Origin of the sequence: Nostoc sp. DedQUE05 (genome assembly GCF_034530955.1) — a bacterium.
Taxonomy (GTDB): Bacteria; Cyanobacteriota; Cyanobacteriia; order Cyanobacteriales; family Nostocaceae; genus Nostoc.
Genome location: NZ_JAVRCB010000029.1, coordinates 86968 through 112512, shown reverse-complemented (window position 1 = coordinate 112512; position 25545 = coordinate 86968). Strand labels below are relative to the sequence as shown.

29 protein-coding genes are annotated in these 25545 nt (G+C 40.4%); 12 read left to right on the top strand and 17 right to left on the bottom strand.

Annotated elements, in window-relative coordinates; all coding sequences use genetic code 11:
* Positions 1-96 precede the first annotated feature (96 nt).
* The 3 genes from RMZ42_RS21525 to RMZ42_RS21515 all read right to left on the bottom strand — a co-directional run bounded on the left by RMZ42_RS21525 (position 97) and on the right by RMZ42_RS21515 (position 2035).
* Positions 97-528 (bottom strand): NUDIX hydrolase, encoded by a 432-nt coding sequence (locus RMZ42_RS21525; RefSeq protein WP_322673317.1) that lies wholly within the window; start codon positions 526-528, stop codon positions 97-99.
* An 8-nt stretch (positions 529-536) separates the two neighbouring features.
* Positions 537-989 (bottom strand): DUF3531 family protein, encoded by a 453-nt coding sequence (locus RMZ42_RS21520; protein WP_322673316.1) that lies wholly within the window; start codon positions 987-989, stop codon positions 537-539.
* 113 nt (positions 990-1102) lie between these two features.
* Positions 1103-2035 carry a Sll0314/Alr1548 family TPR repeat-containing protein gene (locus RMZ42_RS21515; RefSeq protein WP_322673315.1) on the bottom strand — a complete coding sequence of 311 codons (933 nt, stop codon included), beginning with the start codon at positions 2033-2035 and terminating at the stop codon, positions 1103-1105.
* A 308-nt stretch (positions 2036-2343) separates the two neighbouring features.
* On the opposite strand from RMZ42_RS21515, the gene RMZ42_RS21510 reads away from it, so the two are divergent.
* Together RMZ42_RS21510 and rsmG are read left to right on the top strand one after the other, a co-directional pair.
* On the top strand, positions 2344-3018 hold the full coding sequence (locus RMZ42_RS21510; RefSeq protein ID WP_322673314.1) for an energy-coupling factor ABC transporter ATP-binding protein: 675 nt from the start codon (positions 2344-2346) through the stop codon (positions 3016-3018).
* A 112-nt stretch (positions 3019-3130) separates the two neighbouring features.
* Entirely contained in the window at positions 3131-3865 is a 735-nt protein-coding gene (gene rsmG, locus RMZ42_RS21505; RefSeq protein ID WP_322673313.1) for a 16S rRNA (guanine(527)-N(7))-methyltransferase RsmG, read from the top strand.
* A 22-nt stretch (positions 3866-3887) separates the two neighbouring features.
* Here the strand turns inward: rsmG and RMZ42_RS21500 are convergent, their stop codons facing one another.
* The 4 genes from RMZ42_RS21500 to RMZ42_RS21485 form a co-directional block, all read right to left on the bottom strand.
* Positions 3888-4769 carry an FG-GAP-like repeat-containing protein gene (locus RMZ42_RS21500; RefSeq protein ID WP_322673312.1) on the bottom strand — a complete coding sequence of 294 codons (882 nt, stop codon included), beginning with the start codon at positions 4767-4769 and terminating at the stop codon, positions 3888-3890.
* Between the two features lie 370 nt (positions 4770-5139).
* Complete coding sequence (locus tag RMZ42_RS21495; RefSeq protein ID WP_322673311.1) at positions 5140-5919, bottom strand: superoxide dismutase; 780 nt, start codon at positions 5917-5919, stop codon at positions 5140-5142.
* 465 nt (positions 5920-6384) lie between these two features.
* On the bottom strand, positions 6385-6582 hold the full coding sequence (locus RMZ42_RS21490) for a hypothetical protein (RefSeq protein WP_322673310.1): 198 nt from the start codon (positions 6580-6582) through the stop codon (positions 6385-6387).
* Between the two features lie 64 nt (positions 6583-6646).
* Positions 6647-7270, bottom strand: a complete 624-nt coding sequence (locus tag RMZ42_RS21485) for a Uma2 family endonuclease (protein WP_322673309.1) — start codon at positions 7268-7270, stop codon at positions 6647-6649.
* A gap of 161 nt (positions 7271-7431) precedes the next feature.
* On the opposite strand from RMZ42_RS21485, the gene RMZ42_RS21480 reads away from it, so the two are divergent.
* Positions 7432-7629 (top strand): hypothetical protein, encoded by a 198-nt coding sequence (locus tag RMZ42_RS21480; RefSeq protein WP_322673308.1) that lies wholly within the window; start codon positions 7432-7434, stop codon positions 7627-7629.
* Here the strand turns inward: RMZ42_RS21480 and RMZ42_RS21475 are convergent.
* Complete coding sequence (locus RMZ42_RS21475) at positions 7584-8687, bottom strand: ABC transporter ATP-binding protein (protein WP_322673307.1); 1104 nt, start codon at positions 8685-8687, stop codon at positions 7584-7586. The two genes, RMZ42_RS21480 and RMZ42_RS21475, sit on opposite strands and share 46 nt — an antisense overlap.
* A 121-nt stretch (positions 8688-8808) precedes the next feature.
* Positions 8809-9528, bottom strand: coding sequence for a GUN4 domain-containing protein (locus RMZ42_RS21470; protein ID WP_322673306.1), 720 nt, complete (start codon positions 9526-9528; stop codon positions 8809-8811).
* Positions 9529-9802: 274 nt separating this feature from the next.
* Between RMZ42_RS21470 and RMZ42_RS21465 the strand changes: the two genes are divergently transcribed.
* Positions 9803-11224, top strand: coding sequence for an NADP-dependent isocitrate dehydrogenase (locus RMZ42_RS21465; RefSeq protein ID WP_322673305.1), 1422 nt, complete (start codon positions 9803-9805; stop codon positions 11222-11224).
* Positions 11225-12087: 863 nt separating this feature from the next.
* Here RMZ42_RS21465 and mtnA read toward each other — a convergent pair.
* Positions 12088-13167, bottom strand: coding sequence for an S-methyl-5-thioribose-1-phosphate isomerase (mtnA, locus tag RMZ42_RS21460; RefSeq protein ID WP_322673304.1), 1080 nt, complete (start codon positions 13165-13167; stop codon positions 12088-12090).
* Positions 13168-13553: 386 nt separating this feature from the next.
* Complete coding sequence (locus RMZ42_RS21455; protein ID WP_194041009.1) at positions 13554-14738, bottom strand: NAD(P)H-quinone oxidoreductase subunit H; 1185 nt, start codon at positions 14736-14738, stop codon at positions 13554-13556.
* Between the two features lie 283 nt (positions 14739-15021).
* Here RMZ42_RS21455 and RMZ42_RS21450 point away from each other — a divergent pair, with 283 nt between their 5' ends.
* Positions 15022-16938, top strand: a complete 1917-nt coding sequence (locus tag RMZ42_RS21450) for a M48 family metallopeptidase (RefSeq protein WP_322673303.1) — start codon at positions 15022-15024, stop codon at positions 16936-16938.
* 172 nt (positions 16939-17110) lie between these two features.
* Complete coding sequence (gene rsmH, locus RMZ42_RS21445; RefSeq protein WP_322673302.1) at positions 17111-17995, top strand: 16S rRNA (cytosine(1402)-N(4))-methyltransferase RsmH; 885 nt, start codon at positions 17111-17113, stop codon at positions 17993-17995.
* 13 nt (positions 17996-18008) lie between these two features.
* Here the strand turns inward: rsmH and RMZ42_RS21440 are convergent, their stop codons facing one another.
* From RMZ42_RS21440 to RMZ42_RS21430, 3 genes are all read right to left on the bottom strand, one after another.
* Positions 18009-18233, bottom strand: a complete 225-nt coding sequence (locus tag RMZ42_RS21440; RefSeq protein ID WP_322673301.1) for a DUF6887 family protein — start codon at positions 18231-18233, stop codon at positions 18009-18011.
* 97 nt (positions 18234-18330) lie between these two features.
* A complete protein-coding gene (locus RMZ42_RS21435) occupies positions 18331-18918 on the bottom strand; it encodes a hypothetical protein (RefSeq protein WP_322673300.1) in 588 nt (195 codons plus the stop codon).
* Positions 18803-19156 (bottom strand): PadR family transcriptional regulator, encoded by a 354-nt coding sequence (locus RMZ42_RS21430; protein ID WP_322673299.1) that lies wholly within the window; start codon positions 19154-19156, stop codon positions 18803-18805. Before RMZ42_RS21430 ends, RMZ42_RS21435 begins: the two co-directional genes overlap by 116 nt.
* A gap of 299 nt (positions 19157-19455) precedes the next feature.
* Here RMZ42_RS21430 and RMZ42_RS21425 point away from each other — a divergent pair, with 299 nt between their 5' ends.
* From RMZ42_RS21425 to RMZ42_RS21405, 5 genes are all read left to right on the top strand, one after another.
* Positions 19456-20109 (top strand): MotA/TolQ/ExbB proton channel family protein, encoded by a 654-nt coding sequence (locus RMZ42_RS21425; protein WP_322673298.1) that lies wholly within the window; start codon positions 19456-19458, stop codon positions 20107-20109.
* Between the two features lie 147 nt (positions 20110-20256).
* Positions 20257-20463, top strand: a complete 207-nt coding sequence (locus tag RMZ42_RS21420) for a glycogen debranching protein (RefSeq protein ID WP_194046500.1) — start codon at positions 20257-20259, stop codon at positions 20461-20463.
* Positions 20464-20845: 382 nt separating this feature from the next.
* Positions 20846-21403: a methylmalonic aciduria and homocystinuria type D protein gene (locus RMZ42_RS21415; protein ID WP_322673297.1), complete on the top strand. Its 558-nt coding sequence runs from the start codon at positions 20846-20848 to the stop codon at positions 21401-21403.
* A gap of 189 nt (positions 21404-21592) precedes the next feature.
* Complete coding sequence (locus RMZ42_RS21410) at positions 21593-21733, top strand: hypothetical protein (protein ID WP_322673296.1); 141 nt, start codon at positions 21593-21595, stop codon at positions 21731-21733.
* Between the two features lie 306 nt (positions 21734-22039).
* Positions 22040-23158: a glycosyltransferase gene (locus RMZ42_RS21405; RefSeq protein WP_322673295.1), complete on the top strand. Its 1119-nt coding sequence runs from the start codon at positions 22040-22042 to the stop codon at positions 23156-23158.
* Positions 23159-23228: 70 nt separating this feature from the next.
* Here the strand turns inward: RMZ42_RS21405 and RMZ42_RS21400 are convergent, their stop codons facing one another.
* Together RMZ42_RS21400 and RMZ42_RS21395 are read right to left on the bottom strand one after the other, a co-directional pair.
* Complete coding sequence (locus RMZ42_RS21400; protein ID WP_322668492.1) at positions 23229-23501, bottom strand: DUF3143 domain-containing protein; 273 nt, start codon at positions 23499-23501, stop codon at positions 23229-23231.
* 31 nt (positions 23502-23532) lie between these two features.
* Positions 23533-24057: a J domain-containing protein gene (locus RMZ42_RS21395; RefSeq protein ID WP_322673320.1), complete on the bottom strand. Its 525-nt coding sequence runs from the start codon at positions 24055-24057 to the stop codon at positions 23533-23535.
* A 139-nt stretch (positions 24058-24196) separates the two neighbouring features.
* Here RMZ42_RS21395 and RMZ42_RS21390 point away from each other — a divergent pair, with 139 nt between their 5' ends.
* Entirely contained in the window at positions 24197-24484 is a 288-nt protein-coding gene (locus RMZ42_RS21390) for a type II toxin-antitoxin system Phd/YefM family antitoxin (protein WP_322673294.1), read from the top strand.
* Positions 24485-24525: 41 nt separating this feature from the next.
* Here the strand turns inward: RMZ42_RS21390 and RMZ42_RS21385 are convergent, their stop codons facing one another.
* Positions 24526-25521: a J domain-containing protein gene (locus tag RMZ42_RS21385; RefSeq protein ID WP_322673293.1), complete on the bottom strand. Its 996-nt coding sequence runs from the start codon at positions 25519-25521 to the stop codon at positions 24526-24528.
* Between the last annotated feature and the right edge of the window lie 24 nt (positions 25522-25545).

Sequence of the window (25545 nt, the reverse complement as noted above, 5' to 3'; positions counted from 1 at the left end):
CTGGATAATTTCAGTTATTTACTACTTGCTTATGTCGGAAAGTGACAGAAGAGGGGTAATTAACAGCTAAGTAATCTTAGTAAAGTTCCATATTCTTTATAAATAGTCAAAAAATACTTCGGGTACTAATCTGAATTCTCCAGATTTCAAGCGAGAGATATCTATCCATAATGCTCTATGTTTATGATGTGGCGATTCTGAAAAAATTAAACTTTCCAGTTGATAAAATTTGGAATCAACAAAGTCACATTGATAAAGCTGAATAATTTCATGACCTTGCCTACCATTAAATGTAAACAGGTTCTCTATACAACCAAGATATTTAATATTTGTTAAGTCTGCCTGAATTTCCTCTTGAAATTCCCGTTTTAAGGCGGTGTGGCTGGTTTCACCAAAATCAACACCACCGCCTAAAGCACGATAAAATGTTTCTTGTTTTACGGGATCGTAGCCTTCAGAAACAAAAATGCGATCGCCATTCCGAATTAACCCCAAGGCTATTACCCGAATTTCACCTGCTTTATTCATTTTTGTAACTAATTATCATAAATAGACTGAGGACGACTTTCGCTATCCTCAATAGGCCAATCTGGATTTTCACCACCGATGTACAATTCTTCAATGGTGACATATTCCTGACTTAGCTGGGTGAGAGCGTTGATTAAAATATCCAATGCGATCGCATCACTGGTTCCTAAGTCAAACCAACAACGCCCCCACTGACCCTCATATTCAAACTCACCGATGTTGTGCATCAGTGCTAGTAGGCTTTTATCATACCCTTGTTCATCATAATTCATGTAGCTGATATCGAGTCCAGTGTCCTGCACCTGAAGATTCTCTGCATTAAATGCACCCAATTTACCCAGATAAAACCAGGAATTGAAAACTTCTTCTACATACTGCTTTTCACGCGCAGAAGGATTTGTGCTGAATTTTAGCCAAATCCACACATCAAAAGGATTAATTTCGCGGAACTGAATCTCCATTTTGGTTTAATATCTCAATTACTTGTCTGCAAATAAGCATATCAAAGTAGGGAATGGGGCATGGGACATAGGGAATAGAGAATAAAACTTAATCGCCAATGCCCAATGCCCAATTATCCAGGATTCTTAAGGCTAACAGCACTATTGCGTTCGCGCTCAATTTGTTTGACTAAATCGCCTGGGAGTTGGGATTTTTTAGTCAATGCTTTGTCAAAATTAGCGATCGCTTCCTGGATCATCTGCTGACTTTTTTCTCTTTGCCCCAGTCGCTTCAGTATTTGGGCTTTAAGATAATAAATTTCTGGATTATCAGATGTCGTTTTGATCGCCCGGTTGACATACTCTAGCGCCTGTGGATACCGTTTTAAATCCCGGTAAGCAAGAGCAATACCCCGATCCACTAAATACTCAGGAGCAGCATTTTTTTCTAAGCGTCCAATTGCCTGATCTGGGCTAGCAAAAGGCAAATTAACCGCCAATAATAAATCCATATAACCCTTGATTAAATTCAGTTCTGGATCGTTGGCAGAAATTGCTTCGGCTTTGTCTAAATATTCATAAACTTGCCGCAGCCGACTAAAAGCTTGGGGTACACCATTGACAGTACCTTCACGGGTGATAACTACTGCACCTTCTAAAAAATGACCAACAGCAGTGTATAAATTACCACGCAATGGATCGCTAGCAATCAGTTTTTTTCCAGTTTCTAGAGTTTTCTGACTATAGGTGTCAAGTTTAGCCCAATCCTTATTTCCGTATGCTAAAGATGCGCTCATGGCATAAGCTAGAGGTTCATTTGGCTCTTTGGATAGTGCTTGTTCTAGATAACGCTGTGCTGCTGGATAATTGCCCTGTTGGAAAATCGCTTTAAAAGCGGCTTCTGTTTGGTCGCCAATTTGATGAGGTTCGCTATTGCGAAAGGGATCGCCAGCCAGAGAGGGATTTACCCAGACATTAAGTGCGAAAGCAGCTGCAAAAGCAGTCTGAGCAAAGGTAATGAGTTGAGCAGACACTACTAATTGAGGCAAAGAAAACCTTTTAGTCATTTTAACCCTCAGAATAATTGCGGTTGAAATAGTTGTATGTGTTACTTAGAATGCAAAAATGGTTAATTTCAACTTGCCTTTGCTTCAACCAAAATTTTCTTATATATTGGTAATCTTTCCATGTTTGCAGGCTTGCTCTAGCCATTATTTCAGGCTTAGTCTGCCACAATGGAGAAAAAGTGGATAATTCTTGCTGCTAAATTAAGGTGTTAATCCAGGTAATACGCTGTAAATTTTTTTCTAGAATTTTCCAGACACTCTCAGTGTAGCTAATCAGTAATTTGCTGACTTTTTGGTAATCTTAACAAATGCTTTATCTCCGAAATGTAAATTATCATCCCACAGCGTGCCCAACAGCGATTCTCAAATCGATCAATTTAGAATTAGCACCCCAGCAGCTAGGTTTGATTATTGGCCCGAGTGGTTCCGGTAAAAGTACCTTACTAGAAATTTTGTCTGGACTAGCCGAACCCACTACTGGCGCTCTCTTCTGGCGGGAACAAGAACTTATAGCCGAACAGTTACAACAATTAGCCGGGTTAGTATTTCAGTTTCCAGAGCGGCACTTTTGCGGTGGTTCGATTTTAGAAGAATTGCGTTTAGGACATCCTGAGTTAGGGTCAGAAAGAGTCAGACAGGCGCTGAGTGAAGTGGGATTAGAGCATTTATCGCTTTCTGCTGCCCCTTATGCTTTGAGTGGTGGTCAGCAACGACGTTTAGCTTTGGCAGTCCAATTAATTCGCCAGCCAAATTTACTGTTATTAGATGAACCTACAGCTGGTTTAGATTGGTCAATGCGGCGGCAATTGATAAATTTATTAGCGAAACTGAAACAAGATTGGACGTTGTTAATTGTGACACACGATGCTGGGGATCTGTTAGCGATCGCAGACCGTTGCTGGACACTCAATCACGGCGAACTAGAATCAGTAGACCCAAAGTCACTAGAATCCAAAGTTAAAGAACCTCTACCAACTGTTTGAGAAAAGAGTAGGGGGACAACGGGACAACGGGACAAGGGGACAAGGGGACAAGGGGACAAAGAGAAAAACTATGTCCCATGTCTCATACCAAATGACAAATGACAAATGACAAATGACAAACCTATTGCCTGAGATGGCAGAAATCTGGCAGAAAACTCTCAATTGGCAACCAACTCTTCAACAACAAGCGCAATTTCAAAAGCTTTATGAGTTAATCCTAAAAGGTAATCGCCAACAAAATTTAACTCGGATCGTTGAACCCCAAGAGTTTTGGGAAAAACATCTCTGGGATTCTCTGCGAGGAATTGCACCTCTTTTATCAGCAAATTTCTCTCCTGCTTCCCCTACGATCGTCGATATTGGTACAGGTGCAGGTTTTCCAGGTGTTCCCGTAGCAATTACTGTACCTAATTGCCCAATTACTCTTCTCGATTCCACTCGGAAAAAAATTACTTTTCTCGACAATATATTAACTGAACTTGCCCTTACCAATGCCAAAACTCTTGTTGGTAGGGCTGAAGAAATCGGTCAGCACCGCCAACATCGACTAGCTTATGATATTGCATTGATCCGTGCTGTAGGGGCAGCCTCTGTCTGTGCAGAATATACCCTACCACTACTCAAACAGGGAGGTTTAGCTATAATTTATCGCGGTAATTGGATAGAGGATGAAACAGCTGCTTTAAAGAATGCTGTGAAGCACTTGGGTGGTGTAATTGAATCAATCGAACAATTTACAACACCGTTAAGCCACAGCATCCGCCACTGTGTGTATTTGCGTAAGGTAGCTACCACTCCAGCTAATTTTCCTCGTGCTGTAGGTGTACCTACTCAAAAACCTCTTTGAGTAAGAGTGCGAGAAAAAGAGCCTAATTCCCAAAAATATACCAAGTGCCATTACTCGGTCGCCAAACTGCGAAGTCATTCCTAATAGAGAAATCATAATTGCCAGGGGCAGGAATATCACCACCAACGCCCCATTGTCTAGTAACTGCTACACCTGTAGAACTGTTAATCACATACCAAGTTCCATTACTCGGTCGCCAGACTGCAAAATCAGTTTTACCATCATTATCGTATCTCCCAGGTGCAGGAACATCACCACCAACGCCCCATTGTCTAGTAACTGCTACACCTGTAGAACTGTTAATCACATACCAAGTGCCATTACTCGGTCGCCAGACTGCATAATCAGTTTTACTATCGCTGTCATAATCGCCGGGAACAGGAATATCGCCACCAACGCCCCATTGTCTAGTAACTGCTACACCTGTAGAACTGTTAATCACATACCAAGTTCCATTACTCGGTCGCCAGACTGCAAAATCAGTTTTACCATCATTATCGTATCTCCCAGGTGCAGGAACATCACCACCAACGCCCCATTGTCTAGTAACTGCTACACCTGTAGAACTGTTAATCACATACCAAGTGCCATTACTCGGTCGCCAGACTGCATAATCAGTTTTACTATCGCTGTCATAATCGCCGGGAACAGGAATATCGCCACCAACGCCCCATTGTCTAGTAACTGCTACACCTGTAGAACTATTAATGACATACCAAGTGCCATTACTCGGTCGCCAGACTGCATAATCAGTTCTACCATCATTATCATAATCGCCAGGAACGGGAATATCGCCACCTACACCCCATTGTCTAGTAACTTCAGCTTGTGCTTTAAAATTTACAATTCCAAGAAGCAATGGAACAGTTAAAGCAACCGTTAATAATTTGCAACCAATCTTCATGAGAACATCCTCCTTATAATCAAATTTAAATTCGACATTTAAAGAAAGGTTCTAAATTTCATGTATTGTGATGATTAAATCCGAAATTGCAATTCTTATATAATTTTTTTCAACATAAATATAGCACTATACAGGTAAGATTAATTACAAGATTTGTTGAGATATATTCTTATTTTTAACGTAAAATCAAGCTATATTAAATCTCAAAAAATAAAAAAATACCTGCAATAATTGAAGAAAACTAATTATTAAATAAAATCATTTTCAAAAGATAAATAATGATTAGATGATCGCATCAAAAAACTGGCAACAGAAAGAACATTCTGTCGCCAATTTTTAAGTGCCTGTGACTCTAAATTGTTGTCTGGTTTCAGGCAAATTTACTTGCTGCCGCAAACCGCTTGTTAATCTCATCCCAATTAACCACGTTCCACCAAGCATCTAAATAATCAGCGCGGCGATTCTGGTAATTGAGATAATATGCATGTTCCCATACATCGTTACCCAGGATGGGATATTTACCTGCACTTAAGGGAGTATCTTGGTTAGCTGTAGTTGTTACTTCCAACTTGCCACCCTTGTTACGTACTAGCCAAACCCAACCACTACCAAAACGACCAGCGCCAGCTTCATTAAACTGTTTTTTGAAAGCTGCAAAAGAGCCAAAATTTTGATTAATTGCGGAGGCGATATTTCCTGTTGGTTCTCCCCCACCTTTTGGCTTCATAATTTGCCAGAACATTGAGTGGTTCACATGACCGCCGCCATTATTACGTACTGTTTTGCGAATATCTTGTGGTACACTGTCAAGTTTTTGCAACAGTTCTTCAACAGTTTTACCTTTGAGTTCTGGATGTTTTTCTAAGGCTGCATTCAGGTTTTTCACATAAGTTGCGTGATGTTTATCGTGGTGAAATTGCATCGTTTTGGCATCGATGTGCGGTTCCAGTGCGTCGTAGGCGTAAGGTAAAGGTGGTAGTTGGATAGTACCTGGTTTATTTGGTGTTGTATTTGCTATTGTGTTTGGTGTTGTTTCAGGAATTGCAGTGTTTCTCTCAGGAAATTTCTCTGCCAATGCACAAGCATCTAATGCAAAAGCACCGGCACCTGATGTCAGTAAAAACAAGAAATGGCGTCGATTAATAGTCATATAAGTTTTTGCAGCTAATCCATAAAGTCTCTATTGCAGTTTTTATTCTCTTAGATTCTGGCTACAAAAAATTGTTAATTGTGATTATTTATGGCAGTTTAAGAAACTATTTACAAGACTTGTAATATTAAGTACTAACATTCAAAACGTTATGTATTTTTACTTAAACTATCTTTTTGCAACTAATCATAGGTTAGCACCCAACCACCAAAAAACAAACTCTATCGTCACAAGAGACGCTACGGGGTGTTAAGGCAATTGTGGGGTATTGGGTAGTTAATCGAGGTCGTCAGGCATTTCACCCACATTATACTTTCTTCTTATTTTTTTCCTCGCTTAAAATCAAATATAGGCTAATCAAGTCCTGGGGGTAAGTGTAAATGAAACACATACTTATCTATGTTAGTAGGATCGGACGGGTCAACAGTACGCTTAGTCCCGTATCCCCATACACGTTTTATGTATTTACCGAAGAATGCTCGCGATCCTTCCCGTCCGGTTCCGATATTCCTTTTCTCTATTATCAAATTCATTGAGCGTTGCTCCTTTCGTGAGCAGGGTGACAATTATATGTATTTGACTATTTTCTTTAGCAATAGGTTTAATTTCCTCCTTAGATTTAGGAGCAACATCGGCGTATTTATCAACATTTTTAGTTGTCATTTTATTAATTCTTAGTTGTTTGGTGTTTTGTATTTTTGGTGAAATGTCGAGAAACACCTGTTTATCAATAACGTACTGAAAAAATTTGTTCAACAGTTAGATTTAAATCTGGAAATGTTGGAGACTTTATACGGTCGTCTCCTCTAAACTGTTTACCACGATATTCACCCTCATCACTTAAAGAGTAAATTGTGATTGTTGGTTGTTTGGGGTCGCCTATCAATTCCTTGCTACCCAAAGCAGCATAATCCACAATCCAATATTCTTGAATACCCATTTCTTCATAGTCAGCAAACTTTTTATGATAATCATCTCTCCAGTTAGTACTGACCACTTCAATCACTAATGGAATTGAAGCTGGTTTACTAAGGATAGATTGTTTCTCCCATAATGGTTCATTACCCAAGTTAGAAAAATTCATTAATAAAACATCAGGATAGTACCCTGATATTTTATTTTCTGGCTTCACTGTTGCAGTTTTAGGTATACCGTAATTAAGTTTAAGACGAAGACACTCATACCCTAATATCATTGTTAAAAATGCTACTATTTGCTCGTGTTTGCCTGATGGTGGCGGCATTTGAATAATATCTCCATCGTGTAATTCATAACGAATATTTTCCGGTTGTGTTTCTAAAAACTCTAAATATTCATCAAATGTAAATAGTTTTTGTAGTGATTGAATCATTATTTCATCTTGATTATGGATATAAACACTTCACACTGCTGTAACCTGAAAATTAAGAGTTAACGGGGTGTAGTGACCAAAGGTGAAAGTAAATCGGCATGGGCCAGCCAAGGTTCTTACTCAGCAAGAGATACAGCAAATTTTCGCTATCGGGTTAACAAATGACCGCGATCGCACGACGCAGTAACGGCGGTGTGATGATGATTCTGGATGCGATCGCTAACCTATCCCTCGCCACGAATTACAGCGATTGCCCCCACACTCCGTCACAGCGATCGCGCACAAAACAATTATATTTTACACTCCGAAGCGCTTATAGTATTCTGTCCCCAGTTTTGGGATCAAATACAAACAAGTGATTTAAATCAAGTTGTAGAGAAAGGCGATCGCCTGGACGAAGACGCACATCAGAGCCTACTTGAATATTCAGCATCACCGCCGAACCGGGTAAACCAGCACGAATCAAAGTTTCTCTTCCCAAAGGTTCCACAACTTTAACTTCAACCGATAATAATCCTAAGTTTTGAGTACTGTGTTCTGAGTCAGTATCAGTGTTTATTTTTATATGCTCTGGACGAATTCCCAAATCAAAACTGTGTCCTTGACGCGACTGTAATTTTCCTTTCACAACTGCTGGGATTGCTAATAACTGTCCGCTCACATCAAAACCATTATTTTGATAGATTGCAGGCAAAATATTCATTGGCGGACTGCCTAAAAAATTTGCCACCATCTGATTAGCAGGATTTGCATAAATCGTTTGGGGATCGCCAATTTGTTGAATTCGTCCGCGATTTAGCACGACAATTTTATCAGCCAAAGTCATGGCTTCAACTTGATCGTGAGTGACGTAAATAGTTGTAATCCCTAATTCTTGATGTAGTTGTTTTAATTCTGCCCTGGTATCATCGCGCAATTGGGCATCTAAATTAGATAAAGGTTCATCAAGTAAAAACACTTGGGGTTCGCGAGCGATCGCTCTCCCTAATGCTACCCTTTGTTGTTGTCCCCCAGAAAGTTGTTTGGGTTTACGATCTAGCAAATGATCCAGAGAAAGCGATCGCGCCACATTCATCACTCGTTCTTGAATAATTTTTCGGTCAACTTTCCGCATTTGCAAGCCAAAGGCGATGTTTTGGGCCACACTCATGTGAGGATAGAGAGCGTAGTTTTGGAACACCATCGCCACATCCCGTTGTCTGGCTGGAATATTATTTACCAAGCGATCGCCAATATAGAGTTTGCCAGATGTAGCGGTTTCTAAACCTGCGATCGTTCGTAAAATTGTAGACTTACCACAACCCGATGGTCCAACTAAAACCCAAAACTCGCCATCAGGAATTTCAAAGGTAATGTCCTCGATCGCGGTGACGTTATTGAATCTACGTTTAATATCTTCTAGACGAACGTTTGCCATTATCTGATGAAAGTTAATAGTTAGGAGTTAGGAGTTAGGAGTTAGGAATTTTAAGTTTTGAGTTTAGAGTTTTGAGTTTTAAATTAAAAACCTCTTTAACTCATAACTAATAATTTTTAACTCATAACTGCATCCAAGCTGGGTGAGAGAGTAAAGAAGCAAATACTCGTACTCCTCGGAGTTGATTAGAGAGGGGTAAGTGACCTTTAGGCGCACTCAAATCCCAGGTAAACTCGTTAGGGTATCGCGTCCAGTTATTACCTGCTTTCCAGCCAATTTTTGGCCAGAAATTCTCCCAATTTTTACCCAAACTTAACCAAATTTCTCGCTGCACTGAAAAACCAAATTTACCTTCCGAGTGGACTAACCAGAGGTTGTTAATGGTTTGCAAGTCAACAGCCGAGATATTTTCTACCTCAGTAAAGTACAACCATTTTCGTTGTACAGCCGTTGGCCCTGATAGTTCGCACATTTTTTCGATGGTGACGCGATCGGCTGCTTGGAAATCTTGAGCAGCTAGTAGCTGTTGCAAAGAATTGTAGTTAATCCCGCACTCTGATTTTAGAGGTACAATTCCTTCAGGAAAACAGGAGCGCAAAAATTCTTTGGCTTGAGGTGCATCAGAACTGTAAAGGACTTGGTAAGCTTTGCCATCAATCCAAGTCGCTGGGTTCTCACGTCGTTTCAGTAAAAATTCCATCAACACGTCTAATCCCTCATTACCCAACTCAGCTAATTGTGGGATTATCTGCTGTTGGACTTTTTCAGACCCAGCGATTAACGGTTGTCGGAGGGAGTCGATGTCATTTGCAGGGCCTGATAAAATCATTGGGTCTGTCATGCCATTCTTGTGTTAACGGTCAGTGAAAGAGCGGTAAGCTATCGGGCATTCTTTAAAGTGAAGTACTGATAGCGAAAAGTAGTTTACTATTTTTGATCGTACAAAATTGCGATCGCTTCACTGAATCCCACACTTAATCCCCAAATAATGTACAAGGGGAATAGGGGGAAAATCTGTGCCTTATGGCTTGGCGAACAAAAGACATAGCAAAATATACAAGCCTGCCACATAAGGTTTTTTGAATAGCAGCGTATCGATTAGGAGTGTGTGAACGATGTACGAAAAGATTACCCCCCCCGCAACCGGAGCAAAAATCACCTTCAAAAATGGTGAACCAATTGTACCGGACAATCCAATTATCCCCTTTATTCGTGGCGACGGCACAGGTATAGACATCTGGCCTGCTACCCAAAAAGTGTTAGATGCGGCGGTAGCCAAAGCATATAAGGGTCAACGTCAAATTAGCTGGTTCAAAGTTTACGCTGGCGACGAAGCTTGCGATTTATACGGGACTTATCAGTATTTGCCTCAAGACACTTTGACGGCAATTGAAGAATATGGTGTAGCTATTAAAGGGCCTTTGACTACTCCCGTTGGGGGGGGAATTCGTTCTTTAAATGTAGCGCTGCGGCAAATTTTTGACTTATATGCCTGCGTGCGTCCTTGTCGTTACTATGCAGGTACACCCTCACCCCACAAAAACCCTGAAAAGCTGGATGTAATTGTTTATCGGGAGAATACGGAAGATATTTATTTAGGCATTGAGTGGCGACAAGGTAGCGAAATCGGCGATCGCTTAATTAAAATTCTCAATGAAGAACTGATCCCCGCCACCCCAGAACACGGGAAAAAACGTATTCCTCTGGATTCTGGTATTGGCATCAAACCCATCAGCAAAACTGGTTCTCAGCGTCTAGTCAGACGTGCCATCAAACACGCTTTGCTATTGCCCAAAAACAAACAACAAGTGACTTTGGTGCATAAGGGCAACATTATGAAGTACACCGAAGGCGCTTTCCGCGATTGGGGTTATGAACTAGCAACCAGCGAATTTCGCCAAGAAACTGTCACCGAACGAGAATCTTGGATTTTGAGTAACAAGGAAAAAAATCCGAATATTTCCTTGGAAGCAAACGCCCGCGAGATCGATCCTGGGTTTGATAGTCTCACCGAAGAGAAGAAAGCGCAAATTGTCAAGGAAGTTGAAACTGTTCTTAACTCAATTTGGGCAACTCACGGCGATGGCAAATGGAAAGAGAAAGTTTTGGTGAATGACCGGATTGCTGACAGTATTTTTCAACAAATCCAAACCAGACCGGATGAGTATTCGATTTTGGCGACGATGAACTTAAACGGCGATTACTTGTCTGATGCCGCCGCCGCCATTGTTGGGGGATTAGGAATGGGGCCAGGGGCAAATATTGGTGATTCTAGTGCCATATTTGAAGCTACCCACGGTACTGCACCCAAACACGCCGGCTTAGATCGGATTAATCCTGGTTCAGTGATTTTGTCTGGTGTGATGATGCTGGAATTTTTGGGTTGGCAAGAAGCCGCAGACCTAATTAAGAAAGGTTTAAGCGATGCGATCGCCAGTAGTCAAGTAACCTACGATTTAGCCCGGTTGCTAGAACCACCTGTTGAACCCTTAAAATGTTCTGAATTTGCCGAGGCAATTATTCAACATTTTGGTTAATTCTATTAGGGCTAAGTCGAATTACCCCACCCTAACCCTCCCCTTGTAAAGGGGAGGGAACTGGATCTCTTGTTTCCCGCCTTCTAAAACGGAGAGAACTGGATCTCTTGTTTCCCGCCTTCTAAAACGGAGAGAACTGGATCTCTTGTTTCCCCCCTTTGCAAGGGGGGATTAAGGGGGGTAATTTAACTTGTGCATACAACCCTAGCTTTTTTAAGGGTGGTTAGGGGAGATCGACAAATATTTAATACTCCTCAGACATCCTCTAATAAATCAACCATTTTAAAAAAGCGAAATGGCATTTTATTTGCAAAAAACACCAAAATCAAAAAGCAAACTGGGGTTTGAGTAAGTCAAATGGCATTTTGAGAAAGTCAAAGCTTCGTTTGCTTGCGGAAAACACCAAAATGAGTAAGCAAAAGCTTCTTTTGAGAAAGTCAAAGCTTCTTTTACTTGCGGAAAACACCAAAATGAGTAAGCAAAAGCTTCTTTTGAGAAAGTCAAAGCTTCTTTTACTTGCAGAAAACACCAAAATGAGTAAGTAAAAGCTTGTTTTGAGAAAGCAAAAGCTTCTTTTACTTGCGGAAAACACCAAAATGAGTAAGCAAACTGGGGTTTGAGTAAGTCAAAGCTTATTTTGAGAAAGTAATTGCGGATTTTACTTATTGAATTTAGTCCAAATATGAAGTTTAGATAAAATTATTGAAAAAATTGCTGATAAATTTTGATTCGTCAGATTTTAAAGTAGGCAAAAACAAAGTCCCCGGCTTTTCTAAAAAGTCGGAGATTTTTTTGGGGCAATCCCTTATAAAGTTTTCCTTATTCGGATTTAGAGTTATCGAGAACTCGGCGTAAGTTCTCCATTAATTCGGATTTAACCCAATCGGTACTTGCTTTACCTGTGATTTTGCTAATTTATCAGGTGCGATCGCTCCATTCTCTGTAATGATGGCTGTAATCAACTCAGCTGGAGTGACATCAAAAGCTGGGTTGTAAAAATCTACACCCGCAGGTGTGAGAATGGTATCGCCAACTTGATAGATTTCTGTTGGTTCGCGTTCTTCAATGGGAATTTGGCTGCCATCAGCTAATTCAAAATCAACGGTGGAAAGGGGTGCAGCGACAAAGAAGGGGATATTATGTGCTTTAGCTGCGATCGCTACACTGTATGTACCAATTTTATTAGCAGTGTCACCATTAGCAGCAATGCGATCGGCACCCACAACTACAGCATGAATTAAACCTTGTTTCATGCAATGGGCTGCCATATTATCAGTAATTAATGTAACTGGAATTCCTTCTTGCACGCATTCCCAAGTGGTGAGTTTTGCGCCTTGCAAACGAGGACGGGTTTCGTCGGCAAATAAACGCTCTAAACGTCCTTCTCTCCAAGCAGAACGCACCACACCCAAAGCTGTGCCATAACCAGCAGTAGCTAATGCTCCAGCGTTACAGTGGGTAAGCAGTGTCAGTTTTTCTGGGGTAGTGGGCAAGACTGCTAAACCATTGTCACCAATCGCTTGACAGGTTTGCAAATCTTCAACGTTGATTGCTTGGGCTGTTTGGAAAAGGGTTTGCTTAATCTCTTCTACTGTTCCCAGCGTTTCGTAGGCGGCTTTCAGCATCCGGCTAATTGCCCAAAATAAATTTACCGCCGTCGGACGAGTAGAACGCAACAACTGGGCTACTTTATCTAAGTGTTGCAAAAATTCGGTGCGATCGCTTGTTTTAATTTCCCTTGCACCAAGATACATTCCATAAGCCGCAGCTACACCAATTGCAGGCGCACCTCGCACAATCATAGTCTTAATCGCCCGCGCCATATCTTCACTGCGGTGAATTTCTACAAATGTATATTCATTGGGTAAGCGAGTTTGGTCAATTAGTGACACTGAGTCGTTGTGCCAAATTACGGGATAAACCTGGTTTGTCGAAGGTGTCATAGAAAAAGGTCGTTAGTAAAGGGTCAATATTTTTTACTTTAATGCACCCTGATGATTTCATTCTTAAACTGATTAAACGTTCTGAGTATGCATTTAAAAGCTTTGAAAATTTTAGAGTCAGATGGTCTGATGAAATTGGTATTTTATTTATTAGTTTGGTATATAGCGTTTCCCGACCTGCTGAGGTACTGAGTAAATCACTAATAAAATTAGGTAAGCCTCTGCGTACCTTTGCGTTTGACTCTGCGCTCCTCTGCGTTTAAAAACATTATTTCTGTACCTCACGTAACTAGGAATTGCGATAGTCAAATCCTGAAGAATCAAAAAAATAGAGCAGTTGCACTGTAATACAACTGCTCTAAAAATTACTGAGATAGATATTTACTCTACCTATCTACAGACCCCATAATTACGTCAACACTACCGAGAATCACCACAATATCTGCAACCTTCATCCCACGTAGTAAATGTGGCACAATCTGGAGATTGTTAAAATCTGCGGCGCGAATCTTCCATCGTGCAGGGAAGACATTATCATCGCCAACCAAATAAATTCCCAATTCACCTTTGCCACTTTCTACACGGGCGTAGATTTCACCCTTGGGCATCTTGAAAGTGGGGGAAACTTTTTTACCGATGAATTGGTAATCAAAAGCGTCCCACTCAGATTTTTTCCCTGCGGCTAAACGCTTGGCTTCCAGATTTTCGTAAGGGCCGCCAGGAAGTCCTTTAATTGCTTGGCGAATAATCTTCACAGATTCGCGCATTTCCCGCATCCGCACTACATAACGGGCAAAGCAATCACCGGCGGTTTCCCACTGCACATCCCAGTCGAAATCGTCGTAACATTCGTAATGGTCAACTTTTCGTAAATCCCATTGCACGCCAGAAGCGCGTAACATTGGGCCAGAAAGTCCCCAGTTAATTGCTTCTTCTCGCGTGATAGTCCCGATACCCTCAACACGTCGCCGGAAGATGGGGTTATCGGTTACTAAACGTTCGTACTCATCAACTTTGGGTAATAAGTAGTCGCAGAATTCCAGACATTTATCTACCCAACCGTAAGGTAAATCAGCCGCTACTCCACCAACGCGGAAGTAGTTGTTATTTACCATCCGATAACCTGTGGCTGCTTCCCACAAATCATAAATCATCTCCCGTTCGCGGAACTGGTAAAAGAAGGGAGTTTGAGCGCCTACGTCAGCGAGGAAGGGGCCAAACCATAGCAAGTGGTTAGCGATACGGTTCAACTCCAGCATAATGACGCGGATGTAGCTAGCGCGTTTGGGAACAGCGACACCTGCAAGTTTTTCTGGGGCGTTAACAGTGACGGCTTCGTTGAACATTCCCGCCGCGTAGTCCCACCGACTAACGTAAGGAACGTACATTACATTAGTGCGGTTCTCAGCAATTTTTTCCATTCCCCGATGCAAGTAGCCGATGACTGGTTCACAGTCAACAACATCCTCGCCATCCAGAGTCATGATTAACCGCAGAACCCCGTGCATCGAGGGGTGGTGTGGCCCCATGTTTAGCACCATTGGTTCAGTGCGGGTTTCTAGTCTGGTCATAGATTTCGTGTTCTCCCGTTGTGTTCGTGTAGCGTGCTGAAGGCAAATTTTAAATTGAACCGCTAAGATGCCAACCAGAATGTTTTAGTTTGTTGCACTTCTTCAACTATTATATGGAAGCTCGATATCCACTTAATTGAGGCATCGGATTTTTTTCACCTCATTGTGCTGGGACAAGGGGACAATGCCCAATGCATAATGCCCAATGAATTCTGAGTTTTTACGTAAGTCATAGAGATATTGTGTCAGTTATATTACAGTTTTATGACCCTGATACTCATCTATGACTTTCAATCAAGAGCGTTTTGATAAGCTAATTCAGAAGTTAGAAGTTTTTGCTAATAAACAACCGCGTCTTTATAAATTGCACGTTGCTTTTTTGGCTACTTTAGGCTACGCATATATATTTTTGGTTTTAGGTGTAACGTTGACTTTGTTAGTAAGTATTATCTTTGGGATACTTAATGCTCAGTCAATTTCTAAATTATCTTTCACAGGTCTTCTGTTTTTGCTGACGTTAGCGTTCGTATTAGTGCGATCGCTTTGGGTTTCTTTTCCTCCACCTACAGGTTTACCACTACAACCCAAGGATGTACCCAATCTCTATTCTTTAATTAACGAAATCTCATCGAAGCTAAAAGCTCCACGGTTTCACCACATCCTGCTGACCAACGATTTTAATGCAGCAGTTGTTCAAAGACCGCCCTTAGGTTTGCTGGGATGGCAGCAAAATTACTTAATTGTCGGTCTACCACTCATGCTAGCACTGCCGCCCGAACAATTTCGTGCCGTCTTAGCCCATGAACTGGGACATTTATCAGGAAATCACAGCCGCTTTAGTGGTTGGATTTATCGCCAACGCGAAACTTGGTATCGCATTCTTAAGGGACTCCAACAAAGTGGACACGATCTATCATTGTTAATTTTTCAACTGTTTTTGATATGGTACATCCCGTTTTTTAATGCCTATTCTTTTGTATTGGCACGAATGGATGAATATGAAGCAGATAGATGTGCTGTTGATTTAACTGGAGAACAAAATACTGCTAAAGCTTTGATAAGTTTGGAGGTCAAATCTAGATTTTTAGAAAGATATTTTTGGTCTAGAATTTATAAACAAATTCAGACAGAGATTGAACCACCAAAAATGACTTATATGGATATGAAGCAAGCTTTAAGCCAGAGACTTCATCAGGAAATCACAAGTACTTATTTAAGTGAAGCTTTAACGGGAAAAACCAACAATGCTGATACTCACCCTTGCCTAAAAGATAGATTAAAAGCCTTGGGATATATCGCCGATACTCAGACAGAATTAGCTATCTTTGCACAAATTGAAATTAGTGCTGCCCAAGAAGTTTTAGGAGATAAATTAGAAAGCTTTATTGATTATTTTAGCCAAAATTGGCGAGAAAAGATAGCAACACCTTGGCGACAAAAATATGCTGAATTTCAAAAATCGATAGCTACATTAAAAGATTTCAATCACAAATCACAAAAACAACAGCTAACTTTAGAAGAAGCTAGTCAGCAAGCATTTTTGACGTTGGAACTTGAAGGCGAAGAAGCTGTTATACCTCTATTACAAGAAATTATTCATCGTGATGCTTACCATGCATCAGCTAATTATTTACTAGGTCAAATATTATTAAAAAAACAAGACGCGACTGGAATAGAATACATTGAGAAGGCAATAGAGCAAGACTCAAGTATAGTCATAGGAGGTTGTGAGATAATTTGCTATTTTCTTAAAAACCAAGGTAAAAACAATGAGGCTAAGTCTTATCAAGAACGTGCCGAAAATTATCATAAGTTAATTTTGAAAGGACGGAAAGAGCGCTCTGAATTGAAAAGAAATGATAAATTTTACTCTCAGAATATTTCGGATGTAGAGGTAAATAAGCTTTGTCAGCAGTTATCTCATTACCCGCAGATAATAACTGCTTATTTAGTTCAAAAGAATCTGCAATATTTTCCTGAAAAACCACTTTATGTTCTAGCTGTAAAGCGTGGATTTAGTTTTTGGGAAGGTAGTCGTATTTATGAAGCCGATAACTCTAAAATTGTTCAGAGCTTATTAAAAGAAAATGAATTGCCCGATAATGTATTCATTTTTATTTTAAATAGCAATTTAAGTATGGAGAAAAAATTAAAACGCATATCAAATTCGATGATTTACCAGAAAAAAGGTAAAAAATAGCACCACAAATTTTTGAGGCTCAATATCCAAGGCTGACGCTGGGTGTGGAATTTATGATATTTTCCTTTTGTGTATTTGTGGTTTAAAAACTATTTTTTAGCTATGAACCCGCAAAGACACAAAGAAAAGAATACATAATTAAAGTTCATCTGTGGTTTTTTGCCTAAGTCTCATGAATCGTCAGCTAGCTATTGAAGAACCGACATTTTCCCATCTACCAGTTTTACCGCAGGAAGTTATTGCAGGTCTAGCGGTATCTCCAGGAGGTCATTATCTTGATACGACGGTAGGCGGTGGAGGTCACAGCCGTTTGATTTTAGCAGCTGCGCCAGATGTAAAATTAACGGCAATTGACCAAGATGAGGATGCTTTAGCCGCAGCAAGGAAAGAATTAGCCGAGTTTAGCGATCGCATACAATTTATTCATCGCAATTTTGCCGACTACGAATTTCCCCCCAACACTTTCGATGGTATTTTAGCTGATTTGGGGGTAAGTTCTTACCATTTAGACCAAGCAGAAAGGGGTTTCAGCTTCCGCCAAGCTGCAAATTTAGATATGCGAATGGATCGAGGGCGATCGCTAACTGCTGCTGATGTGATTAATAATTGGGATGAGGCAGAATTAGCTGATATTTTCTTTAAGTACGGTGAAGAGAGATTATCACGGCGCATTGCGAGACGCATTGTAGAACGCCGACCGTTGCACACGACTACAGAATTAGCTGATGCGATCGCTTCTTCAGTTCCCCCCAAATACCGTTATGGAAGAATTCACCCTGCTACCCGTGTTTTTCAAGCTCTGCGAATTGTCGTCAACGATGAGTTAAAATCCCTAGAAACCTTTTTAGATAAAGCCCCAAATGCCCTTGTCCCTGGCGGTAGAATTGCGATTATCAGTTTCCACAGTTTAGAAGACCGTCCGGTAAAGCATGGTTTGAGAAATTCACCTTTATTAAAAGTCTTGACAAAAAAGCCGATTATTGCACAAGAAGAGGAAATTAGTCAGAATCCGCGATCGCGATCGGCTAAGTTGAGAATAGCTGAAAAGGTGCTGTAACTGCAATGCAGGGTTAAACTGTTCCATCTCGTGGCTCAGAACTGCTGCGAATACGCTCAATGAACTGAGAATAATTTTCTAAATCTTGTTCTGACTCTAACGGTGGCATTTCAATCCAATTACCTTCGATATGCAGCTTATCCACATAAGCATAGAAGGCTTCTCGATCTTCCCGATGAGCAAGAACGTAATCATGTAACTCTTTCTGGCTCATTGTATGAAAATTAGGCTTGCTCATCCTATGTATCTCCATTTACCGTTAGGGTATATTTCTATCAAAAAGAAATGGCGTATTGCTAAATTACTCTACGCCATCCTTTAGAATGCATTTTTCTTTACTCGCTTTTGACCTTACCTAGTGAGAAGAAATCTGATAGCCTGATTTTTAAAGCAGAAATTACCAGGATGACAGTTTTCCAAACATTATTAAGATTAACCACCCAACGAGGATAGTCTTTGTGCAGCATCTCCCAATTCACTTCGTACAAATCCCCTAGCCATTCTTCACGTCGTTCGGAGGGGAAGAGGTAAGCAATTGGGCAAGCTATCCACCTACTAGCCCAAGTTTCAGCAGGATCAGATTTTTTATACTTGCGTAATCTCTTTTTTAATTTAAAGAGCTTCTCTAGATTTTCTACTGAGTCTTCTAAATCGTTCACCACTTTCTGAACTATCAACTCTTCCACAACTTTGATAACTTCTTCTGATTTTAAAGATGTTATACTCTCCAGGTGTTGTGTCTTGAGTTGAATTTCTTTAATAGTAAATTCCCAATCGTTATCTTCAATTTCTGTACCTGCTGTTCCACTAACTGGGCTGCCAAGTAAGTAGGTTAGAGCGGAAAGACTGGACGGCTTCGAGAGTCGCAACGCCGCTACCTGTAAGTTTGTAATAGCGCCGTCTTGCTCCACCTCGTTCTTCACGCCCTTCATCTCCCCAACGGGATTCGACAAGTCCTTTCTTTTCCAGAGAATGGAGAACAGGGTAAAGGGTGCCAATCCCCATTTTAGTGTTACCGCCGCTAGCCTCTTCCATAGCTTGCGGAATTTGGAGACCATAGAGTTCTTTGTTGTAGAGTGCGAGCAAAACGATTTCTTCTCGCGGTGAAACTTGGGCATTGGTTGAACCTTTGTTAAGTATTTCGCTTTGATTTGTAGTCACTATTAACACTTCCTATCAGTAAGCATAGTTAGATATTTCTCGTTGTTACGACCCTTGTTATTGGGCAACGAGCCTACTCGCTGTTACGACTCTGTAAAGGAGCAGCGAGACTTTTATCTTAAATTCAGTATATCTTATAAATTTGATAATTGTTGTAAAACATCTATGCAGCTTGGACAAGCCGTACTTGCTGCTAACACTTTAAAACTTGCAGAGCAATTTCTTCGGGGAAATGGTATCAATTTTGCTCAAACAACGATCTGCTAATGTAGCGTTGTTGAAGAGTTAAAAAATAATATATGGAAATTAATAATCTGTTTGCAGCAGGTGGCGTGGTCATGTGGCCTCTGCTGGCATTTTCTTTGTTAGGGGTGGCGCTGATTATCGAACGGATCATCTTTTGGGTAAAGATAAATAATCGGCAAAACAAGGTGGTGCGAGAGGTGCTACACCTTTATCGCCTTGATAATGTCGTTAGTGCTTTAGATAAATTGCACAAAAATACTGATTTACCCCTGGCTCGAATTTTTTTAGCAGCTTTAGAATTGGAGGAGCCGACACCAGACGAATTTCGTTTGGCATTAGAAAGTGAAGCACAAGCCGAAATCCCTTTACTCAAGCGCTCCCAAAATATTTTTGAGACAATTATTGGTCTTGCGCCTTTGTTAGGACTTCTCGGCACTGTATTGGGATTAATTAACTCTTTTGCTTCTCTGAATATCGGAGATGTGGGAGGTAGTAAAACAACAGGTGTGACAGCTGGAATTAGTGAAGCTTTAGTATCTACAGCATCAGGGTTGGTAGTGGCAATCTTTACACTATTATTTGCCAATACCTTCCGCGGACTCTACCAGCGCCAGATTGCTTGGATTCAAGAATATGGCGGACAGTTAGAATTACTCTACCGCCGTCGCTACGAAAGAGGAGATAAATCATATCCGCCAAATAAATGAAGCAAAACTGGGTAATTGTAAATTAGTAATCAGTAATTGGGATTAATTCACTATTTGTTACTGAATTTTGCTCTAAAAGTTTTGACTCTAATAGTATTCTAAAATGACGAATAGCTTTGTTCGCTACAGTTATTGAGGAAATATTCCATGACTATTTGGGTAAATGAGCAAATCGATCCGTCTGGGATGATTCATGCCTGTATTGCCACTCGTAATGAATCTCAAGCCAAAGATTGCCATGATTCATTTCAGAATAATTTGACTGAGAGGCAAAAGGCAGCAGGTTGGGTGGCACGATTGCGGACAGTCGATTCTTGGGATGAAGTGCCGGTGAATTCTTTAAAACTCAATTAATTGAGTTTTAAAGAAATTAGGCTGCATAGCTGAAGTATTTTCTGGCAGACATAATTACTTTTGTTATTTTCTGCTTACTTCAACCTGCTTTGCTTTTTTAGGATTTTGATCGAACATATTTCATCCACGTAGGCGTAGCCCACCATCGGCATCGCTTGTCTAACACACGCTGCATCTCTGCCAATACCTACAGCGATCGCAGCAACTTCTATGAAAACAGGTTAATAAAGGATAAAGTTCGGATTAAATTTCTCACATTATTATTAACTGCTTCCAAAAAAAGTAACATATTATAGAAAAATAATGATATTTCTTAACTTTTAAGAGGTATCATCTATACCGTAGATTAAATTAAAAAATTTGTATAAGCCCAATCAATTTAGTGAACTATCCCAAAGTTTACACTCCGGAGCAAGTCTGTCCCATTAATTTAGTTGGCGAAACAGGACAAGCGGTTCAAATTTCAATTCATGCTCCCAGCCAATATATCTGTGCCAACTGCGAACGGATATTACCAGATTGGAAACGGCAGCCATTTTTACGAGTAGTGATTGTATTACAACAATCGCGTTATCAATTAGTCGAAAAGACACTAGAAGTAGAGTCAGAGAAAGAACGCTTACGAGAAAAGTTTATGAGATTTGGCTGTGATTTAGCATTTAATCTGCGCGATCGCGGCTATTTAACCGATCTGATTGACCCTCGTACAGGCTATCCTTTACTTTCCCATCCCGGAGCAATTCCTCACGATGACACAGCAGTTGTCAAAGCTTTGCTCAACTATCCAGTGATTAAAAATCAATGCCGTGTGTTAGTTCATCCCGATTGGGGTGCAGCAGTTTATCCTAGCATTTTGATCTCAGAAGCTCCCCCAATTTTGATCGAATGGGTTACAAAAGGCGTAGCATCCATGCATGGGTGGAAAGAAATTAATTATTAGTCATTAGTCACTTGTACTGAGCGTAGTCGAAGTATTGGTCATTGGTCATTGGGTATGTAAAGGCGTATATCAGCACTTGTGTCTCAAAAGAAGTTTTTCTAAGAAGCTAGGATAGTCAAAGCGATAGTGCGGCTTTTTACTTCTCTCTCATAAGTAGATGCTACGAAGTCAAACCGGGAAGAATGGTTTTTGGTTCCTGTTTGGGTAACATCTCAGGTTGATCGGCAGGTATTTCAAATTGATGATAATTTTACCCACTACTGTCAGAATAAACTTTTAGCCTGTAGCGAAGAAAATGGTACTTTAGCAGCATCTACGGGAATTATATAACTATAACTATCGGGAAAAATCCTGTTCCCAACTTTCTGCATATAAGTACATGGATGAGGAAATTTATAAGTATGACTGTTGCGATCGCAAAGCGTCTCTCGTTAGGATTGCGCGAAGTGTTTGCGTAGCGTCTTGTAGAGATGCAATCGCAGTGGTTTCAACCTTTTTATCTCTCGTTAGATAGTTAGATTTATTTGTGCTTACCTACCTTAGAAACCAAGTTGATTCTGAGCAAACTGAAATACTTGTTTCATAGTTATGCTCAACCACAATTTCCATAAATACAAAATTTCCCATACCTAATGTATGAAAATATTAATTCAACACCGTCATTACGACAATGAAATTAGTGGAGTTTTAACTTATATTTATTCTATTATTCCTGAGTTGGAAGCTAGATTAATTGAGGTTAAAACTATTTCTACTAGACAAGATAATATCACTAAATGGTTTAGTTATATTGCTTGGGCAGATATAGTACACATGAATTCTAACGATTTATTATTTATTTTGTTATGTAAAGCTTTGCAAAAAAAGATAATTATTAAATACCATTATTCTCTTTATCAATCTACTCATACTAGTTATGAGCAGATGAACTTGACACAACGTTTAAAAGCTGAATTTAAACACACATTGCCAAAAGCTAATTATCCATTAAAGTGGAAATTACACACTTTTATCAAATGGGCACGCCTAAGCACCCGGCTTTCTACTGCTTTCTTAGCCGATTATCATACAGCTTGTAGTAACTTTTTAGGAGAATCTTCTGCTTTTCCTTGGTCAGTTGATACTTTATATAATCCGATTGAAATCAAGTCGGAAACCCAGCTTAAAACTTTAGAAAATTTATCTCAACCATATAATTTTATTTTTGTCGGTAGATTAGCTACAGACAAAGGTGTAGATATTTTATTAAAAGCAGTGCGGATTTTACAAGATGAAAATAAAGAATTTAAAATTACTATTATTGGCGATGGCGAACAATCTCAGCAATTAAAACAGCTAACGTCTGATTTAGGGATTGCTAACAAAGTTAATTTTTTAGGTAAAGTTCCTCAAAAAGAAGTGCTTATAAAAGTTCAAGATGCTTTGGCTTTAATTGCTCCATCTCGTTGGCAAGATCCGGCACCTTACGTAGTGCAAGAAGCCTCTAGCGTTCAAACCTGCTCGATTGTCTCAAAAATGGGAGGATTGTCAGAAGTAGGAGGGCCGCACAGCCTATTTTTTGAAAATGAAGATGCAGAAGAATTAGCCAAATGTATGCGATATTGCCTAGATAATCCAGATGAAGCAATTAATCGGGGTTTTCAGTCCAGCCAATACGTTGCACAAAAGTTTTCAGCAGCGCGTGCTGTTAATAGACTACTGGAAATTTGTAGCCAACTTACTCCTAAAGCATTGGTAACAAAATCTGATACATAATTGCCATTACAGGGTTGCTGTCCTGCAACAGGCTGATTGGAAGCTCTACCAATAGTACATAAGCCCTTCCTTATGGGCCAGAAAACACAGCTTGTTCTACATCATCCCGACTAAGAGAATACTTGAATGAGCGTTGGATATCTTGTCCATTTTCCCCAGATTGAAGATATCGCACTACAATCTGCTCGACATCGAGCCATAATTCAGCTTGCCAATTAGGTCGCTGTACACGCCAGCAATGCCTTTGTGTTTCATCTTGTTGACAGCCTTGGTCTTTTAGCCACTGCTCAATTTGTGGTAGGGGATGATTATATAAAGGAGTATCAGAGGGAAGAAGAGCCATAGGAATTTTTGATTTTGGATTAGGGAATTGTTTAATTTTTAATTATCGGATGGGCAATTAGTTGCGATATATAGCTAATTTGCTGTTGTACAGATGTATTTGGTTGCAGCAAATGGGAATGGATCGCAGCCTCGCCACGAGTTAAGCCAATGGCAACTGCTAATAACAGACAACCTACAAATGTTAACACCAGCATAAATAAAGCAAATATTTCGCCAGATGATAAGGGGCGATCGCTCGCATCGAGGTAAGCTGATTTTGACCAGTCATGAGAATGCGAGACGGGATGATTCAAATCAGGGGGTGGTTGAATCACTCCAAAGCGGGAATAGCCAATTTTCAAATCGTAGCTTAATCGGCGTTCTGGATGGCTCAGGGTCGCGTAAGCTTCGTTGATTTGCTGAAATTTGGGAGTGGCGATCGCAGTCGGCAAGTCTGTAGTATCAGGATGATAGCGTTTGCTCAGTTGCCGATAAGCACGACGAATGTCAATTACCGATGCCCAGGGATGCAGTCCTAGCAGAGAGTAATAAGTTGGTTCGCTGCTTTGTGGCATTGCCCCGTTTTGATTCACATCTGTTTGAGTCACTTTGCTCAAAGATATTTTTTATATTTTAAATCCTTTGTGAATTTCAGAAGACACAGCAGGTCTAGCATTTGATAAGATTGCTTAATAAAGCATTTAATTAGATGCGATGCAAATCAAAATTAATCTCGAAAATATTCAAACTCTTACCGACTTTAAGCGCAATGCCAAAGATTACGTAGATAGAATCAAGGCCACAAAGTCCCCACTTGTACTAACGGTGAATGGGAAAGCTGAGGTTGTGGTGCATGAAGCGCAAGCATTTCAACAGATGATAGATGAACTTCAACGCCTTGAAGAAGAACTGCAAAAACTCAAGTTAGAAGCATTACGCAGCCAATTTGCGAATATTAAAGCACGAGGACAGCAAAATTTGGCTAACAGCGATTCTGTGTGAGTCGATTTCGTATTTATACTCAATAAGTGCAAGATATTGAGCTAACGGATTAAATCAGCACGGGGTTTAAAGGTTTCAATTTGCCGTAACTTTTCGTAAAGCTCCCGTTCTTCTTGACTAATATTTTTCGGTGTAACTATTTGAATTTCTACTAATTGATCGCCACGTTTTCCGTCATCATTAGGATAACCTTTATTACCTAGTCGAAATTTTTGACCAGACCTAACTCCAGGAGGGGTAGTCATTTTCACAGGGCCATCAAGAGTAGGTGCTTCTACCTGTCCTCCTAAAACTGCCTCGCTGGGAGTAACGGGTACTTGGCAGACAATATTTAAACCTTCTAGCTTAAATAATGGATGAGGTTCAACGGTAATTTTTAAGTATAGATCGCCACCACCAACGCCTTGGTTCCGCAAACGGATGGTTTGACCTGTTACCATACCTGGAGGCATATTAACTTCTAGCGATCGCCCATCTTCCAAACGAATGCGTTCATTACCACCTTGATAAGCTTTTTCTAGTGGAAGCGTTAATCTGGCTTCTATATCTCGGCGGGTGGTGCGAGGTGGGGGATTAACTGTGTAGGCAACTTTTGTTCTGGGGGAACGGAATGGATCGCTATTATTGCCATTACTGGAGTTATTTGCTGCACTCTTATTTTTGACACCAATAACTTGATTAATAAAGCTTTCAAAGTCGGAGAATTGGCTGGGATCTACGTCTTGATTGCCGTTGCGATCGCTAGCGCCACTCTGCCAAGTTTTAGCCTTGGGTGTTTGTTTGTTGCCTGCAAAGCCTTTTTGCTTCCAGTAGCGGCTAAACTGATCGTACTGCGATCGCTTGGCTGGATCGGAAAGAACTTCATAAGCCTCGCCAATATCCTTAAATTTTTCCTCAGATTCTTTGTTACCCGGATTCAGATCGGGGTGATATTGCCTTGCTAACCGCCGATAAACCTTTTTAATTTCCTCACCGGAGGCATCTTTAGATACTCCTAAAATCTCATAGTAATCGCGAAAGTTCGGCAAATTTTGCATAGTTCAGTTATTTAAATTTTAGAT